Source organism: Psychrobacter sp. UBA2514 (assembly GCF_002341255.1).
Lineage (GTDB): Bacteria > Pseudomonadota > Gammaproteobacteria > Pseudomonadales > Moraxellaceae > Psychrobacter > Psychrobacter pacificensis.
On the sequence record NZ_DDNS01000033.1, the window covers coordinates 7,868 to 25,258 of the forward strand.

Below are 17,391 nucleotides of genomic sequence, written 5' to 3' on the forward strand. Positions count from 1 at the left end.
ATTGGTTCAGGCTCAACAATTGGCTCAGGGCCAGTAGCCGCTGACAGTGTCACATCATTATCATCAATAGTGCTTTGAGGCTCATCTAGAGGCTGTGGATGGTAGTCAACATCGTAAGCCTCTAATGGGGCTGAGGCTTCATGCGTCATAGCATTTGGAACCGACTCTGCTGCTGCGATAGAGGCCATATTATTGCCATAGTTATCAGTCAACACTTCATCGACAGGCAAAGGGCGAAACGCCAGCAGTCGCAAAATGCACATCTCAAGCGCTTGCATCGGCGTACTAGCAAGCTTGACGCCTTCACGTGCTTGTACAACAATTTCATAGTATAGCTGTAGCACATCAGGGCTAATATGTTGGGCAAGTGTATAGATGTTTTTGGCTTGCGCCTCATTGACATTGAGAGCGACCTCAGGCAACAGTTGGGTCAATGCCAATTGATGGAGTAGCTCAGCAAGCCCATCAAACATACTCGTTGCATCAACCATTTGCGCGCGCATTTGCTCAATATGCGCGGCAACAGCGGTTTTGTCATGGTTATAAATATCTGTGATCAATCGTACCAAGTCGGCAGAGTCAATAAGACCAAGCATTGCATTGACAGTGGCATCATCAAGTGACCCTTGACCAAATGCAATGGCCTGGTCTGTCAGTGACAATGCATCACGCACAGAGCCTTTAGCCGCACTTGCCAGTTGCCAAATGGCAGGCTGAGTATACCCAACCTGCTCTTGGGTTAAAATATTTGCTAGATGCTCGCTAAGTAATGTTTGTGGTAATGGACGCAATACGAACTGCAAGCAGCGCGAAATAATCGTAATCGGTAATTTTTGTGGATCAGTGGTCGCTAGCAAAAACTTTACATGCTCAGGTGGCTCTTCTAACGTTTTGAGGAGTGCATTGAAGCTGTGGGTCGACAGCATATGCACCTCATCAATGAGGTACACCTTATATCGCCCTTGGCTTGGCGCATAAGGCACATTGTCAAGCAGCTCACGCGTGTCCTCGACCTTGGTACGAGAGGCGGCATCAATCTCAATAAGATCAATAAAACGTCCCTGATCAATCGCCACACAATTATCACAAACACCGCACGGCGTGCTAGTAATACCCGTATCACAGTTCAAGCATTTAGATAAAATACGCGCAATCGTCGTCTTACCCACACCTCGGGTACCAGTAAACAGATACGCATGATGCAAGCGATTATAATCAATTGCATTAATCAGCGCTTGCGAGACATGCGTCTGCCCAATCAACTCATGAAAGTTTTTGGGTCGATATTTGCGAGCTAAAACTTGATATTGCTGCGACATAGCTATCCATTGTGCCAAGTAATTAATATTCTTATTTTTAATACGATTTTTCGGTATTCATTATAGCAAAAAGCCAGCGCATTCGTCTGGCTTCTTGCTGATTTGATTATGACTCAGCCGCGCTTAATAAGCGGCTTTGGTTAACGACTCATTCATCATTAATCGTGTTTGCGGCGCATGTGTGGGAATAAAATCACATCACGGATACTGGCAGAGTCAGTAAATAGCATCACAAGGCGGTCGATACCAATACCTTCACCAGCGGTTGGCGGCAGACCGTAAGACAATGCTTCGATATATTCTTCATCAAAGTGCATGGCTTCATCATCGCCTGCATCTTTTTCGGCAACCTGACCACGGAAGCGCTCAGCTTGATCCGCTGGATCATTAAGCTCGCTAAAACCATTCGCCAACTCGCGACCACCAATAAACAACTCAAAACGATCGGTAATCTCAGGATTGTCATCATTACGGCGTGCCAATGGTGACGTTTCAGCTGGATATTCAGTAATAAACGTTGGTTGACGTAATTGATGCTCAGCCGTTTCTTCAAAGATGATGGTTTTGAGCTTGCCCACACCGAACACCTCTTTGACCTGCTGTTTAAGGGTCACTGAGGCGTATTGTGCCAGATAGTCACGATCGTCGATACGTGACATATCAAAGTCTTTGGCATATTTTGCAATGGCGTCAGACATGGATAGACGAGCAAATGGCGCTTTTAGGCTGATGGCTTCTTCTTGATAGGTAATCTCTGTCGTACCCAAGACATCTATCGCTAGCTGATTAAACATGCGCTCAGTCAAGTCCATCAAATCATGATAATCAGCATAGGCTTGATAAAACTCAATCATGGTAAATTCAGGGTTGTGTCGGGTTGAGACCCCTTCGTTACGGAAGCTACGGTTAATCTCAAATACTCGCTCAAACCCACCAACGACTAAACGCTTGAGATAAAGCTCAGGCGCGATACGCAAGTATAATGGCATATCCAAAGCATTATGATGTGTCTCAAATGGACGAGCCACCGCGCCACCTGGAATGGGATGCATCATTGGCGTTTCAACTTCCATAAAACGCTCATTCAGCATAAACTGACGAATGCCGCTGACGATCTGACTGCGAACCATAAAGGTATCGCGAGTCGTCTCATTGGTCATCAAATCAAGATGACGGTTGCGATAGCGCGCTTCTACATCTGCTAGGCCATGGAACTTATTTGGCATCGGACGTAGGGTCTTAGTCAACAGCGTAATCTCTTCAATATGCACATATAAATCGCCTTTACCTGAGCGACCAATATAGCCTGACACACCAACAATATCACCTAAATCCAAAGATTTGATGCTTGCACGCGTTTCCTCATCAAGCTCTTTACGTGCCACATATAATTGGATGCGACCTGTCATGTCTTGGATAACGATGAATGAGCCACGGTTTAACATGACACGGCCCGCCACATTGACCTGTGTTTTGTCACCATTCGCCGCTTTTTCTTCAATTTCTTGTTTTGACACACCATCAAAAGCCGTTTGCAAATCTTTTGCATAATGGGTGCGTTTAAAGGTGTTTGGGTACGGCTGTTTATCTGAGGCAGTGATATCATCTAGCTTGGCTTGAAGTTGCGCGATCAGTTCATTGGTGTCTTCTGGCGCTTGGGTTTGGTCTTGGTTATTTGTTGACATAAAACTCTCATAATACGATAGCCGTAAACTATCTTTAGTTAATATTTGATACTCAAAACAATAGTATCTCAAATAGAGGAGACCTAGTGAATAAGACTTTCATAAGGAATGTGCAGCCCTTCATGTAGTTTTCTTATCATTGGCAAACTCAATCGGCGTTTACGATTTAATACTTCAGATACTTTACTTGCCGATCCCAAATAAGGTGTCAAATCCTTTCTACTTAAATTTAGATTTTCCATCTGAAAAATAATAGCATCGACAGCTTCGGCATGTTCGATAGGATAATATTTGTTTTCGTAAGCTTCAATTAAGGTTACTAGCACTTCACGCTCGTCAGCCTCAGGTGTACCCTCATCAGCTTGAAACACAGCTTGTAGCTGAGCAAATGCATGTGCTAGATCTTGATCATTACGAATTGGTTTAATATTCATTGACAACCTCCACATCAATTTTATCGTATTCACTATGAGTACCGATGAACTTGACCCAAGCAATACCAGCCTGATACTGCATCTCAACCACCAATCGGTATTTATTGCCTGCAATATTAAAAACGACTCTATTATTAGCGCAAATACTCGCATTCTTAAAATCGTTTTTGATATCTTGCGGCGATTGCCAACTGGCTTTTAGTGCAAAATCATGCCAAGCTTCTAGCTGACCTTTTGCATCACCATTGTTAGGCTGTTCCCAGAATTTACGTAAACTGCTTTTGGCAATAACTCTCATATGACTTAGTGTATAGTATCCAATTATATTCCCAATTTGGGAATATGGCAACGCTAATCGCTATACCCCTTCTTAACCTCACTCGCATAGTTCACCGCTATGGCTTACATTTCGCCGCCGATGCTGGCCATCAAGTCAGCCTGATGCTCACGTAACAGTGCATCAAGAATCTCATCCAAGTCACCTTCCATGATGGAGTCAAGCTTGTATAAGGTAAGGTTGATACGATGATCGGTCATGCGCCCTTGCGGGAAATTATAGGTGCGAATACGCTCTGAGCGGTCGCCACTACCGACCAAGTCACGGCGTATAGAGTCCGCTACATCGACCTGCGCTTGTACTTTGGCTTGCTGGATTTTAGAGACCAGCATTTTCATCGCATGTGCACGGTTTTTGTGCTGGCTACGCTCTTGTTGACACTCTACCACAGTACCCGTGGGAATATGCGTCAAACGTACGGCTGAGTCAGTGGTGTTAACGTGCTGACCACCCGCGCCACTTGAGCGAAAGGTGTCCATCTTAATATCCGCAGGATTGATATCAACGGTATCATCGATTTCAACTTCTGGCATGACTGCAACCGTACAAGCTGACGTATGCACGCGACCTTGACTTTCGGTCTCAGGGACACGCTGTACACGGTGAGCGCCAGACTCAAACTTTAAACGTCCATAGACGCTATTACCCGATACGCGAGTAATGATTTCTTTATAACCGCCGTGTTCACCTTCGTTCGCGGATAGAACTTCAACAGTCCAGCCCTGGGTTTGCGCGTATTTTTGATACATGCGGAACAAATCACCAGAGAAAATCGCTGCTTCATCACCGCCCGTCCCAGCACGAATCTCCAAGAATGCTGGCACCTTATCGTTAGGATCTTTTGGTAGCATCATGACATTAAGCGCTTCTTCCATCTCTACAATGGTATCACGTGCCGTTTCAATCTCATCGAGCATCATCTCTTTCATGTCAGGATCTGTCGCGTCAGCTAGCATCGCTTCTGCATCGGCTTGATCCGTTTCTGCATTCAGATAGTTCTGCCATAAGGTCGTGATGTCCATCAAGTCGCTGTGCTCGACAGACAATTCGCGAAATTTATTATTATCACTGATGACACTAGGATCTGATAACAAGGCGGTGACCTCTTCATAACGGTCTACCATCTGGTCTAAACGCAGGCGTAAGGATTCTTTCATAAAAGGACTTTTAATTGGATAAGAGGAATAAGCTCGTGATTATAGCAAATTTTTTGGGGTAAATTAAAACCTCTAAGCATTCTTCTCAATATTCGCAGCAATCTTGTCACTATACTCTCAAATATCTCTACTTATTCTTAAATAAAGATACTTGGTTCTGATACCATTAGTAGACAAAAAAATAGCTAAGAAGACTCTTAGCTATTTTTATCTATCAAAAACATCGTATTAAAACGTTAGACTTTACGAACCAATACTGAGCCAATAGAATAACCGGCACCAAATGAGCAAATAACACCTAGATCACCTGACGCTAGCTCATCCTTATAGCGATGGAATACAATCATTGGGCTCGCTGAGCTGGTATTGGCAAATTCAGCAATCACGCTTGGTGCGATTGATTTGTCAGCATCTTTACCGATGACAGTGCGTAAAATCAAATCTATCATGTTGGCATTAGCTTGATGTAGCCACATCATCTTAACATCAGAGGTCGGTATATCATTTTCTTGCAGATGCTCAGTGATAACTTCAGACACCTTTGGACAAACTTCACGGAATACTTTGCGACCATTTTGCAAAAACAGTTTATCAGTGACCGGCGCTTTGATGTCTGGATACATCTCCGTTTGCGCGGCTAGATACTCTGAGCGATCCATAAAGCCATATTCGTTTTTGATGTTGGTCGAAAACTGAGTAAATAGCTTAGCGTTTAGAATCTCATAACCCTTTGGCGTGTCTAATTCTTCAACAATAGTCGCCGTTGCTACATCACCAAAAATAAAGTGGCTGTCACGATTGCGCCAGTTTAGATGCGCCGAGGTAATCTCGACATTGACCACAGCCACACGTTTGGCAAGACCAGAGATGATAGAACCATGCGCTTGTGATAGGCCAAACGTTGCCGCACTACACGCAACGTTCATATCATAAGCGAAGCCGCCAACCATACCAATGGCATTTTGGATTTCAATAGCAACCGCAGGATAAGTGCGCTGGAAGTTTGAGCAAGCAAGGATAATACCATCTAGATCGTTGGCCTCAAGTCCAGCATCAGCCAATGCGTCTTTTAACGCAGCCGCGCCCATTTCTGCCATCACAGACAGCTCTTCACCTAAGTTACGATAGGCAATGACTGGTGCCATGATTTCAGGGTCTAAAATACCGTCTTTTTCCATCACATAACGTGATTTGATACCAGATACTTTTTCGATGAAAGCAGCTGAAGAAGGCTCAAGTGCCGTCATTGTCTCTGCAGCTATCTCTTCAGCATGTTCGGTATTATAGTTTTCAACATACTGGTTAAATGACTCAACTAGCTCTTCGTTACTAATACTGTAAGGTGGAATATAAAGACCAGTGCCTGTGATACAAGTCGTCATGATACGCTTCCTTGTCTACTACTGTGGTGCTTGGAATAAGCATAAAAGTGGAAAATAATAGCCATTCAAATTCAGTGAATAACTGTAAACTTAAAATCAGTGTGTTTATTATGCCTGAATATTAAATTTTTTCTAATGCTTTGTTACAAATAATCTGTTTCTGGCGATAAATAAGCAAAGACTCACGTCATTCTTTGATAGCTACGTTATAATTAGCGCCATTTTGCTCTGTATAACCACCCAAACACATCGATACACGCTCATCTTTAGGAATACTAATGGCAGAACTTCTTACTTGGTTATTTGGTCAATATGCGGATTACTCCACGACATTTATCGTCTTAGAGTTGATTGCCGTGGTTTTTGGTGTGGCAAGTGTCTTGCTTGCCAGCAGAACCAATATCTTAGTCTTTCCAATTGGCTTAATCAGCACTGCGATATTTGTATATTTACTATGGAAATGGCAGCTGTTTGGCGATATGTTCATCAATGCTTACTATACGGTGATGAGTTTATATGGTTGGATTAACTGGTCAAAGAACAAAAAGAATCAGCCTATAGAGACACATGAGTCAAACAACGTCCGTATTGAGCATTTGCATGCAGGCGATGTACCTATCTTGTCTGCTTTGGCAATAGCAACCATGTCTTTTGTGGCGCTGATATACTATTTCCGTCCGGTGATTAATAACGGCTTTAGTTTTGATGGTGCCGTTCTTGGTGTACATTTATTCACTTGGGTGGACTATACTGACATGCTCACCACGGCTCTGTTTTTGATGGCCATGTGGCTTATGGCACGGCGCAAAATTGAGCATTGGATACTATGGATCATTGCTAATGCGATATCAGTACCACTATACTTTTATAAAGGCTTTACTTTTACCGCGCTACAATATGTAGTCTTCACTCTCATTGCAATCTGGGCCTATTATGAATGGCAACGACGCTACCGTGTACAACCTCGAACAGCATACGCCTGAATCTGTCATTACTGTCGCAGTTTTGGGCGCAGAAAGTACGGGGAAAACAACCCTGTGCCGTGATTTGGCAGCGCATTTCGATAGTCTGTGGGTGTCAGAATATATGCGTACTTACTTGCAAGCGAAGTGGGATGATGAGCAGCTTACTTGTACATGGGATGACCTGCTACCTATCGCACAAGGTCAGATTGCGTTAGAGAACAAACTGGCTAAACAAGTCACCCAAACGTCTAATGAAAACCGCTATTTGTTTTGTGATACCAGTCTGTTTGAGCTAATGGTCTACTCTCATTGGTATTATGGTAACTGCCCCACCGCTCTTGAGCAAGCAGCATTGGCACATCATTATGATTTGATACTATTGACTAAGGTTGATATACCTTGGGTGGCTGATGACCTGCGAGACAGTCCGTACCAACGTGATGAGATAAGCGCCTATTTTGCCAGTCAATTAAGCAAGCATCAAAAACCTTTTGTGCGTATTAGTGGCGATAGAAAAGAACGTGTCCGGCAAGTAATCGCGCAGCTCGCTCATCTCGGTAATCCCTAGAATGGTTTTCCACATACTATTCATCTTCCTTGCATATTTTCTCGCTACCTCCTCTCTATGATGTCTATTAACGCCGCAGCCAACTGTATCAGCAGCTGTGGATTCAAGACATTTAGGAGGCGCCAACATGCAAAAACACTATTAACCAAATTATTTTTTATGTCCTATTGCTACCACTTGCTGAGCAAATTGTCTTTTGGCAAGTATATACTATAGCCGCTAGCGCGTGCGTGGGACTTATTGGTTGGTATAGCTACTATGTATTTGGCGGTTTGAAACGGGCTTTACTCTTTACCGCAACACTTGCTGGACTATATGTTGCCTTTTTCGGCATTTTAATTACAGAAGATCTCAATCTATTACTGGGCGCGATATTCTGCTTTATGGTACTTGCCTGTGTCATGGTGATGACTCGCAAACTTGACTGGTACAAAGTCACATAAGCCAAGCGCTGTATAAATAAAGTCACATAAACTGATAATAGTTTGAATTAATGCTGCCTTAGCTTAGTTGATAAGGCAGCATTATCGTTATATTAGCCTAGTCGTTACGCTACTTGACTATCTGATTGTTTAACGCTTTAGCCCAATTATTGCAATCATCCTCACAGCGCGGGCAGCATTTATCAGCTTCTAATATTTGCTCGACATAACCACAATACATGCAGGCGTAATGAGCCCCTATCTCTACTTGCTCAACAGCTTGATATTGCTTGGGAAACAGCGGCATGCCGTAAACTGTATTTTCAGAGGAATGCAATAAAATACTAAAGTTGCCGTCCGTCTCAAGCAAACCGATGCGCACTTGACCCAAATGCTCAACGCCCTGTTGACGCATTTCAGCAAAAAACTCATCGTGAGACATTTTGCCTTTCTTAATTTTATCGAGCACCAGCATGCTATCTTCTACGATATAAAGTGACTTGCCTTCCAATAAGTCTTCAAAAGGCTGCCATTTCATCATAACCCACGTACAGATTCGGTAAAGAACAATGACTGAACCCATGATTAGTACGGCTTGAATAATCGGCAAATCCTCAGTAAACATAGGGTCACCCGCGATAGAGCCAAGTGATAGGATGATGGTCAGCTCAAAGATAGAAAGCTGACGAATGCCGCGCTTGCCAGTGAAGCGCAAGAACGTGATAATTAATACAAACATGACGGTGACACGTATTAAGATTTCAACGGCAAACGACCAAGTTGTGTCATGAATAAAAATACTTGCCCAATCCATATTCTCATTTCCAATTTATTTATCTGATGTATTGTGTTTAATGAATGATGTTCTAATAGTTCGTTTGATGCGAAGCACATCATCCCTATTTTCAGACCTTATCGTCAATACAACTATCGTTATTCGTATTTAAGAAAGACTTTTTGTCACAAGTACGACAAAATATACTGTCTTGTGAGACGGCAATTGTTTTTGCTCAAAAATACGTTATCGTTATATTCTAAATTCACCATTGAAACGCTATGCAAGCCTGTTTTATGCTCCCTTATTCATTGTAGGAATTATTTTTGAAAGCCATTGTTTATACTACTATTGCCTTGATCGCATTTGCTGCAAACTCCCTGTTTTGCCGGATGGCGTTGGCAGAAGGTTATATAGATGCTTGGAGTTTTACGGTCATTCGTCTGCTCAGTGCGACTGTTTGCTTAGTGTTTATTATGACGATTCACGCCTACAAACTACAGCGTCAAGTACTCGCCTCTGACAAGCCTTCTGTTGATGCTATCTTAAATGACAAAGGCAGTTGGCTTAGTAGTGTCAGCTTGGTCATTTACGCGTTATGTTTTTCGATTGCCTATGTAGAGCTTAATACTGGTACAGGTGCTTTAATTTTGTCTTCGGCCGTTCAGATTACGATGATTGGCTGGGGTATCTACAAAAAAGAGCAGCTTAGTGCTGTACAGTGGCTGGCATTTATCGTCGCAGTCGCAGGATTTGTGTATTTGATGTTGCCATCGGCGGCCGTTCCATCACCCAACGCTGCAGCATTGATGGCACTGAGCGGTGCGGCTTGGGGAGTATACAGCATACGCGGCAAATCATGCATCTCACCGCTACGAGCGACAGGGTTTAACTTTGTGCGGAGTTTGGTGGCCGTTCCGATATTACTACTGGTGGGCCTAATGTATCTGGATGAAATAGGTTTAAAAAACATCAGCTTAGAAAGTATTACCAGCGAAGGGATATTGCTCGCCTGTGCGTCAGGAGCGATCGCATCAGGGCTGGGTTACAGTATTTGGTATACGGCGATGCCATTGTTAAAAACCACACAAGCGGCGATCGTTCAGCTGTGTGTGCCTGTGATTGCGACTGTACTAGGCGTGATATTTTTATCTGAGCAGCTGACGCTCAACTTTCTGATCGCCAGTATAGTCATCTTAGGGGCGGTACTGGTATTTATGTTAAACAAAAAAACAGTGTAAACAAAAAACCAAATATCGCTCAATCACTTAAACGACCAGGACTTAGCAAATCACGAAAAAGACAGAAATAATTACCTTAGTAGACTCTAACCATAACACGAAATTACATTCGAACATGTATCATATTGCTCAGTATAACAACGCACATTCACTTACCAACTTGAGGAATATCGTTTATGAAAAAATTACTTGCTGTTGCTCCTTTTACCGTTTTGTTAGCCGCTTGTGCAACCAACGCTCCGACCACCACCGCCCCAACCACTGCTGCCAAACCAGTCGTTCAGTCATTTACCTGTGAAGACAACGGCATGATTACTGCCGCCTATGCAGCGGATGGTCAAGCGGCCAACCTAAACGTCACCTTGCCAAAGGTAGGTCTACAAGACGCAAAAATCACGCTAGAGCAAGCAGTATCAGGCTCTGGCGTACGTTATGTAAACAATGTAAACCCAAAGACCACCTATGACTGGCATACCAAAGCAGACTTTGGCATTATGACCATCGCCTCAGACAATGGTCAACAGTATCAAGTAAACTGCCAACTATAGTTATTGACTATAAATAATGTATTGACTAGTGTTTTTACACTTATGAATGATGAGAGTCAGTAGTGAAGCTACTGGCTCTTTTTTATTGTACCAACCGCAATCAAGACAATCCCAATGTTGGGAGATAATGACTGATACCTGACATCCACGCCCTAAAAAGACGTGGCTTTATGGTGCTTTTTGATAAAAAATGATTGACTTCTCTTATATATTCGATATATAACATATAATATATTCAAAATATTGGATATAGCGTAGTTTTTTATGCACATTTATCGAAAAGCTTGGGGAGGAAATGATATGATTCGTTTAAGCTACACTCTCAAATGCTGGGCGCTAGCCATTACTTATTTTTTAGTATTTTACTTTATGGTCGTTATGAGTGACCCAGGCTTTGGCAAATATATCTATATGCTGGCCCTCAGCACTCTACTCTTCCCCATTGCCAAGCGTGCAGTGGATGTGATGACAGATTTTTTTACCCCAGATCTCGAACTATTTAATGGATTGCTGCCGTCAATTCTGATTAACGTGGTGATTTGGATACTGACACCATTTATCGTAGCACTGACAGTGATTGCGTTCATGCTTTATAGTATGGGCGTGCTCACAGAAAAGATGAGTCATTAAAACCTACTTAAATAAAAGGCCGGAGTAGCAATTGCTGATCCGGCCTTAACATTCAAAGAAACTTTTAGTTCTAGCCCACCTTATCCCACATTTTACTAAGACGCTTGGGCGAAACTGCCACACGAGTTTTCATCGGCTGAGCAAATAGCTGGATACGATACTCCTCCACCATCCAGCGATATTCGCTAATAGCTTCTTTGTCCGCACGCCCTGCTAGCCGCTCCATATGCAAGTCAAGCGCGTAGACACCATCAAGGTCGGCATCCAAATTATGCTCAAGACGCTCTAAGCGAATCTCTAGTGCCTCAAGATAACGTGGATACTGCTGCCAATGGCTATAATCCATGCGGTAAACAAAATCAGCCAAATACAAATCTTCTAATTGATCTTCGATATCATCGATAGATTCCCCAAATATCTCGCGGTCTAACATCAACAGACTCTGGCGAATACGCTGCCAGCGCGTATAAACATTTTTCAGCGTTTTTATGACGCTTTGACCGGTCAATAAGAAGTTATTTAACACAACTTCTAGCGTCTGTGCATACTCTTCAGGCGTAAACGGTAACTCCTCGCTCAATCCAACTGCGATATCGTCAGCGCTCTCAGGCAGGCTCTCGGTATGATCAAATAACACATAATGCTCTTCAAGCGTAGCATCCAATGTAGCATCAATGACGATTGTTTTTAGCTTTTCCATATCACCAAGCGGTGCAAATGCCAGTTTGAATATTTTATCCACTTGACTGGTGAGCTGTTTTTTCTTTGCGCCAAGCTTCCCTTTGATCAAGGTCAATACGCCGATACGATGCGCTTGTAGTGCGGCATTGACATCGGTGTACTGATGGATCGATACCGCTTCGCCTGCTTCATCAGCCACGAGCGCCGCAAACTGCTTCATAACCACGCCTGCACTATGATGATTTTTGCTAAAGGTAAAATGCTCAGGGAATTCAGTATGCGCGCCTTGTTGCTCATTCACCGCTTGACTGGTCTCAGAGGCATGACGAATCTGTAGCGTTTGTAGATCACGACCTTTTTCGATAATGCGGTTTTTGTCATCGACCACACAGATTTGTGGCTGCAGATAACGATCAATCGTGGAAGGGCTAAAGCTCTCTGGCGTCACCGACATAATACCGCGGCGATTGAGCGCTTGGCACAGCTGTTTTAACAGCCCTTGTCCACCTTGCTGCTGCAGCTCATCAAACAAATTATCTGCGGTATCAGGTATCGGGACGATCTGACGACGGATATCTTTTGGCAATGATTTGAGCAACTGCAATACCAGCTCGTAGCGCCAACCAGGCACACCCCATAGTAGCTCAATGGCGTCGAGCTGTGGTAATGCAGCAAGCGGTACGCGTATGGTCACGCCATCATCATCACTTGCTGGATCAAAGACATAACGCAGTGGCAGCTTTAAATCGCCCAGCTTCCATACTTCTGGGAAATCGCCCGTGGTCGGTGCTTGACTAGTGAGTACATCCTCATCGGTAAAAAACAGATACTTAGCATCGTTTTTTTCTACCTCTGCGCGCCAGTCTTCAAACGTTTTGCGGCTGGCGACGTGTTCAGGAATCTTTTTGTCATAGAACTGATATAGCGTTTCTTCATCAACCAATAGATCACGGCGACGTAGCTTATCTTCGATGCGCTCAACATGGGCAATCTTGTCCATATTGTGCTGTAAAAATGGCGCATTACGACCGAAGTTACCAGTCACTAACCCATCACGAATGAAAATCTCTCGCGACTCGACCAAGTTTACTTGCTCATAATTGGTCAGCTGCTTGCTAATGATGATCAAGCCAAATAGACTAATCTGCGCGTATGCTTTGACCCGTCCTGTTTTTTTGGACCAATGCGGTTCAAAATAATGATACTTGAGCAAGTTTCCTGCCGCTGAGATGATCCACTCGGGTTCAATTTTGGCAACGGTACGCATAAATACTTGCGAGGTTTCAACCATCTCAAACGCCATCACCCAAGGCGGTATTTGTTTAAATACCGTACTCGCTGGGAATATTTTGGCTTTTTGCTGACGCGCTGCCAAATACTCACCGCGGCTTTCAGTCTTATGCGCAATAATAGACAGCAGACCCGTCAATAACGCTCTATGCAAATTAGCATATTTGACCGCTTTTAACGCTTCGTCTTCGATTGCAGTCGGGTCATTCTTAGCGACATTTTTATCAGACGCTTGTGCATCACTGGTATCTATCAGCTTAAGATCTGTCACCATTTGTAGCAATTGACGATGCGTTTGATGCCATTCACGAACACGCGGGAAGCTCAGATAGTTCTTTTTCGCAAACTGCTTACGCTGATTACCAGACAGTTTATTGCCGTCTTCGTCTTTTTCAAACAGTGCCTTCCATAGACTCAAATAAAACAAGAAATCTGAATCATCTTGACGGAAGACCGCATGCTTTTGATCCGCTTGCGTACGCTTGTTGGCAGGGCGCTCACGAGGATCTTGCACAGCGAGCGCCGCCACCACGATAAGCATCTCACGTATACAATCAAAGTCAGAACCAGCCACCAGCATACGTGCCAGCCTTGGATCGATTGGCATACGTGCCATTTTCTGACCTGTTGCGGTCAAGCGCAGGTGATCAAGCCCCTTTTGCCGTTTTGATGGGTTTCGTTTATCTTGAGTACTGTCCTTTTTGGACGTAATGGCTCCTAGCTCATCAAGCAACTTGTGACCATCTGTGACTAACCTACTATCAGGTGGCTCGATAAAATCAAAGTCATCGACACTGCCCAGACGCAGATTGGCCATCTGCAATATCACAGATGCCAAATTGGTACGTAGAATCTCAGGCTCAGTAAATTCAGGACGACCGTTGAAGTCCTCCTCAGAATATAAGCGAATACAGACACCTGGCGCGACACGGCCACAACGACCTTTACGTTGGTTGGCAGCCGCTTGCGAAATCGCTTCAATCGGTAGACGCTGCACACGTGAGCGATACGAGTAACGCGAAATCCGCGCAAACCCCAAGTCAATCACATAGCGAATACCCGGTACAGTCAACGCAGTCTCAGCAACGTTGGTCGCAATGACAATACGTCGACCTCGACCTGATGGCTGAAAGATACGCTGCTGCTCTTCATACGTCTGCCGTGCAAACAGCGGTAGCACCTCGGTATGACGTGGGCCATGGCGCTCAAGCACTTCTTGCATTTCACGAATTTCTGCTTCAGTCGCGGCAAATATCAAGGTATCAGCCTGATCGGGATGGCCTTTATTTTGCGCGTCGCTAAAACATTCCTCGACAGCAGCAACCACCGCACGCGGCAGGTTCTCTTCAAAATCATCATAGCTGTCATCTTCTGAGCTGTTTACTGGCTCATCGGTCAGCGGACGATAACGAACTTCTACTGGAAAACTGCGTCCCTCGACGTTAAAGATAGGTGCAGGAACTTGCCGTTTTAGCTTGGCATCATAATGACTAAAGTACTCACTAAAGCGCGTGGTATCGAGGGTCGCTGAAGTGATAATGACTTTTAAATCTGGGCGCTTGGGTAGCATTTTTTTGAGATAACCCATAATAAAATCGATGTTCAAACTACGCTCATGCGCCTCATCGATAATAATCGTATCGTATTTACTCAAAAAACGATCGTGACCCAGCTCAGCCAGCAAAATACCATCGGTCATCAGCTTAACAATCGATTGCGCGGAGCCTTGCTCATTAAAGCGAATCTTAAAACTAACCGTATTACCTAAAGGCTCACCCAGCTCTTCGGCAATACGGTTTGCAACGCTACGAGCCGCCAATCGCCTTGGTTGCGTATGCCCTATCTGTCCGGTAATACCGCGCCCTGCCAGCATGGCAAGCTTAGGTAGCTGCGTTGTTTTACCAGAACCTGTCTCACCCGCCACGATAATGACCTGATTATCAATGATCGCTTGTACCAGATCTTCTGCGCGTTGACTAACAGGCAGGTCAAGATTTAATTTGGCAGGTAAGTCACTTGGGATGCTATCAATACGTGCCTGCACTGCTTTTTGAGAGCGCGTTTTTATCTTGTCGTATTGGGCACGCTTCTTGGTAAGGGCCTCGTCGTGATTGTTTTTTTGCTCAGAAACATGATTAGCTTTTTTGTTTTTGGACACCGCAGCGCGCGCCAGCTCTCGTTCGAGACGGCTTAAGTAATAGCTATCTTTAGCAAGTACTGGTAAATCATTCAGTAATTCCGCTGGTCGCTTTGCACTGTTAGTTTCATCTACGGTAGATGTTTTTAGACTGGTATTTTCAAAAGTATCAGACATATTTGCTTAGGCTATTTATTATGTATAAGTGGTTAGATTATGGAGGCAAATGCAGGGTGATTCAAGGTAGTTATGATGCTTGTATGATGCTTAGTTGCAAAGCTGAAGTTTTTTCTATGGCTATGAGGACGATAATGCCTCTATCTAATAATCAGTATTAAATCAAGACACACTTAGACCATAAATATTAAATTTCACACCATTAAAGGCATAGAAATGGTCTAAATGAGAAAACTAATGACTAACAGTATAAATAACCTGTTGGTGAGTCGCAGCCCCCACAAAAAAGGTATGCATTTTTTGCAGTGCCAGCCTAGGAAAAGGAAGATGTAGTGACAGTATCAATTTTTCAAACCCTAACATCTCGTTAGCTAACTCTTTCGCTACGTCAGGACGAATCTGCGGGTTTTCATAAATATTGTTAATTAACCACGTTAATCGTGGAAATTTTGCGTTATCGTGAATCTGATAAAGGATGGGCAGCATATCATCAGATATCTGACAGCGCGCTTTGCGGATTAGACCACTTTTATAATACATATCTAGTGACATATTAGGATAATTTCCTTAGATTTTTAATACTCAGATAACCCACATATTCTTTATCTTCTTTGATATCGACACCGCCTGCATCAACGATAGGCTCAATCAACAGCTGAGCATTTGAGAGCAGATCATTCACGTTATAGATATCATCTATATCGACCTCAAACTTATCATCAATATGTGAAGCGGCGTCGAACGGCGATGCATTATCTTTAAAAGTGAACTGTTTATAAAACTCGCTTTGTTTGGCTTGCTTAATGGCCTCGGCTTGACTGGGGGCAACGATCAGAAGCTTATAATGAAACTCTTCAAAACTTCCCTGCTGATAGCCGCCCAAATTGATAAAAAACAGCTTTAAGTTAGCATCTTTGCTTACCTGCTCACCTGATTTAACCAGTTTGATCGCATAGCCATCAACTTTAGTAATCGCTCGATACGAATCAATGTGCCATTTGTTTTTGACTTCTGGCCAATGCTGATTGATATCCTCTACCAGCTCGCTGACGTGATTGGCCACACCAAAAAAGATGTCATGCTGTTCAATCAGGCGACCTTTGGGACGGCCACCAAGTTGAGCCATATATAAAGTTAACATGTAACGCCGTCCTTATAAATTTTTCATTGTAGCTAATTTTAATTGAACATAATATCGAGCGCGTCTTATTACAATACCCGCCCTGTTTTTAAAGCAAATGCCCAATCTCTACGTTCATTTTTGAGCGCCAGTTCTGCTGCTGCTTCATGATCATAAGCGATCTTAATATGCTCAGTCTGCCAGCGTTTACCTCGCGGTGTCTCTATACAGGTTATCAGCGCGTAATTGCGCTTTTTGATATCGGCAAGCACAGCGTCAAGCGCAAAGACATTGATATGGATATCTGAAATATAGTTAGATTACTATAAAATCGATACAATAAGATTCAACGTTATTTTTCGCAGCCTCTGGAGACGCAGTCACAGCAAGCAAGAAAAATAGTGTTGAATCAAATGAATTTATTGTCCTGTATTGTTTTTATTTAGACTTGACTATAGCAGCGATTGTAATGCAATTTTTATTATTGAATGTCGTCATAATGTCTAGGGCGTGTTGAACATTC

General features: G+C 43.5%; 16 protein-coding genes. 6 read left to right on the forward strand and 10 right to left on the reverse strand.

The features are described 5' to 3' along the window. The 6 genes from dnaX to B3V51_RS09055 form a co-directional block, all read right to left on the reverse strand. The coding region (dnaX, locus tag B3V51_RS09030; RefSeq protein WP_286708295.1) for a DNA polymerase III subunit gamma/tau at positions 1-1,319 on the reverse strand (1,319 nt) is incomplete at its 3' end. 158 nt (positions 1,320-1,477) lie between these two features. Then, positions 1,478-3,004, reverse strand: a complete 1,527-nt coding sequence (gene lysS / locus B3V51_RS09035; protein WP_093070814.1) for a lysine--tRNA ligase — start codon at positions 3,002-3,004, stop codon at positions 1,478-1,480. A gap of 83 nt (positions 3,005-3,087) precedes the next feature. Beyond that, positions 3,088-3,438: a helix-turn-helix domain-containing protein gene (locus B3V51_RS09040; protein ID WP_071001597.1), complete on the reverse strand. Its 351-nt coding sequence runs from the start codon at positions 3,436-3,438 to the stop codon at positions 3,088-3,090. Then, positions 3,428-3,736 carry a type II toxin-antitoxin system HigB family toxin gene (locus B3V51_RS09045; protein WP_071001598.1) on the reverse strand — a complete coding sequence of 103 codons (309 nt, stop codon included), beginning with the start codon at positions 3,734-3,736 and terminating at the stop codon, positions 3,428-3,430. The genes B3V51_RS09040 and B3V51_RS09045 overlap by 11 nt, the downstream gene beginning before the upstream one ends. 104 nt (positions 3,737-3,840) lie before the next feature. After that, positions 3,841-4,932, reverse strand: a complete 1,092-nt coding sequence (gene prfA / locus B3V51_RS09050) for a peptide chain release factor 1 (RefSeq protein WP_058024705.1) — start codon at positions 4,930-4,932, stop codon at positions 3,841-3,843. Between the two features lie 236 nt (positions 4,933-5,168). Beyond that, the gene (locus tag B3V51_RS09055; RefSeq protein WP_071001599.1) at positions 5,169-6,314 is read right to left on the reverse strand and encodes a beta-ketoacyl-ACP synthase III; all 1,146 of its coding nucleotides are present in this window, start codon (positions 6,312-6,314) and stop codon (positions 5,169-5,171) included. A gap of 278 nt (positions 6,315-6,592) precedes the next feature. On the opposite strand from B3V51_RS09055, the gene pnuC reads away from it, so the two are divergent. The 3 genes from pnuC (at position 6,593) to B3V51_RS12900 (ending at position 8,290) form a co-directional block, all read left to right on the forward strand. Continuing rightward, entirely contained in the window at positions 6,593-7,297 is a 705-nt protein-coding gene (gene pnuC, locus B3V51_RS09060; RefSeq protein ID WP_071001600.1) for a nicotinamide riboside transporter PnuC, read from the forward strand. After that, positions 7,269-7,847 (forward strand): AAA family ATPase, encoded by a 579-nt coding sequence (locus B3V51_RS09065; RefSeq protein ID WP_240366416.1) that lies wholly within the window; start codon positions 7,269-7,271, stop codon positions 7,845-7,847. Before pnuC ends, B3V51_RS09065 begins: the two co-directional genes overlap by 29 nt. A gap of 152 nt (positions 7,848-7,999) precedes the next feature. Beyond that, the gene (locus B3V51_RS12900; protein ID WP_227674283.1) at positions 8,000-8,290 is read left to right on the forward strand and encodes an inner membrane CreD family protein; all 291 of its coding nucleotides are present in this window, start codon (positions 8,000-8,002) and stop codon (positions 8,288-8,290) included. A gap of 109 nt (positions 8,291-8,399) precedes the next feature. On the opposite strand, the gene B3V51_RS09070 is transcribed toward B3V51_RS12900, so the two are convergent. Then, positions 8,400-9,083, reverse strand: a complete 684-nt coding sequence (locus B3V51_RS09070) for a DUF421 domain-containing protein (RefSeq protein ID WP_071001602.1) — start codon at positions 9,081-9,083, stop codon at positions 8,400-8,402. 287 nt (positions 9,084-9,370) lie between these two features. Between B3V51_RS09070 and B3V51_RS09075 the strand changes: the two genes are divergently transcribed. The 3 genes from B3V51_RS09075 to B3V51_RS09085 all read left to right on the forward strand — a co-directional run bounded on the left by B3V51_RS09075 (position 9,371) and on the right by B3V51_RS09085 (position 11,463). Continuing rightward, a complete protein-coding gene (locus B3V51_RS09075) occupies positions 9,371-10,285 on the forward strand; it encodes a DMT family transporter (RefSeq protein WP_093070804.1) in 915 nt (304 codons plus the stop codon). A 176-nt stretch (positions 10,286-10,461) separates the two neighbouring features. Next, positions 10,462-10,833: an MliC family protein gene (locus B3V51_RS09080; RefSeq protein ID WP_083328816.1), complete on the forward strand. Its 372-nt coding sequence runs from the start codon at positions 10,462-10,464 to the stop codon at positions 10,831-10,833. A gap of 300 nt (positions 10,834-11,133) precedes the next feature. Further along, positions 11,134-11,463, forward strand: a complete 330-nt coding sequence (locus B3V51_RS09085) for a hypothetical protein (protein WP_071001605.1) — start codon at positions 11,134-11,136, stop codon at positions 11,461-11,463. 70 nt (positions 11,464-11,533) lie between these two features. Here the strand turns inward: B3V51_RS09085 and hrpA are convergent, their stop codons facing one another. The 3 genes from hrpA to B3V51_RS09100 all read right to left on the reverse strand — a co-directional run bounded on the left by hrpA (position 11,534) and on the right by B3V51_RS09100 (position 16,889). Then, on the reverse strand, positions 11,534-15,748 hold the full coding sequence (gene hrpA, locus B3V51_RS09090) for an ATP-dependent RNA helicase HrpA (RefSeq protein WP_286708296.1): 4,215 nt from the start codon (positions 15,746-15,748) through the stop codon (positions 11,534-11,536). A gap of 234 nt (positions 15,749-15,982) precedes the next feature. Next, on the reverse strand, positions 15,983-16,300 hold the full coding sequence (locus tag B3V51_RS09095) for a hypothetical protein (RefSeq protein ID WP_186474445.1): 318 nt from the start codon (positions 16,298-16,300) through the stop codon (positions 15,983-15,985). Position 16,301: 1 nt separating this feature from the next. Then, positions 16,302-16,889: a DUF1543 domain-containing protein gene (locus tag B3V51_RS09100; RefSeq protein WP_071001608.1), complete on the reverse strand. Its 588-nt coding sequence runs from the start codon at positions 16,887-16,889 to the stop codon at positions 16,302-16,304. Positions 16,890-17,391 lie beyond the last annotated feature (502 nt).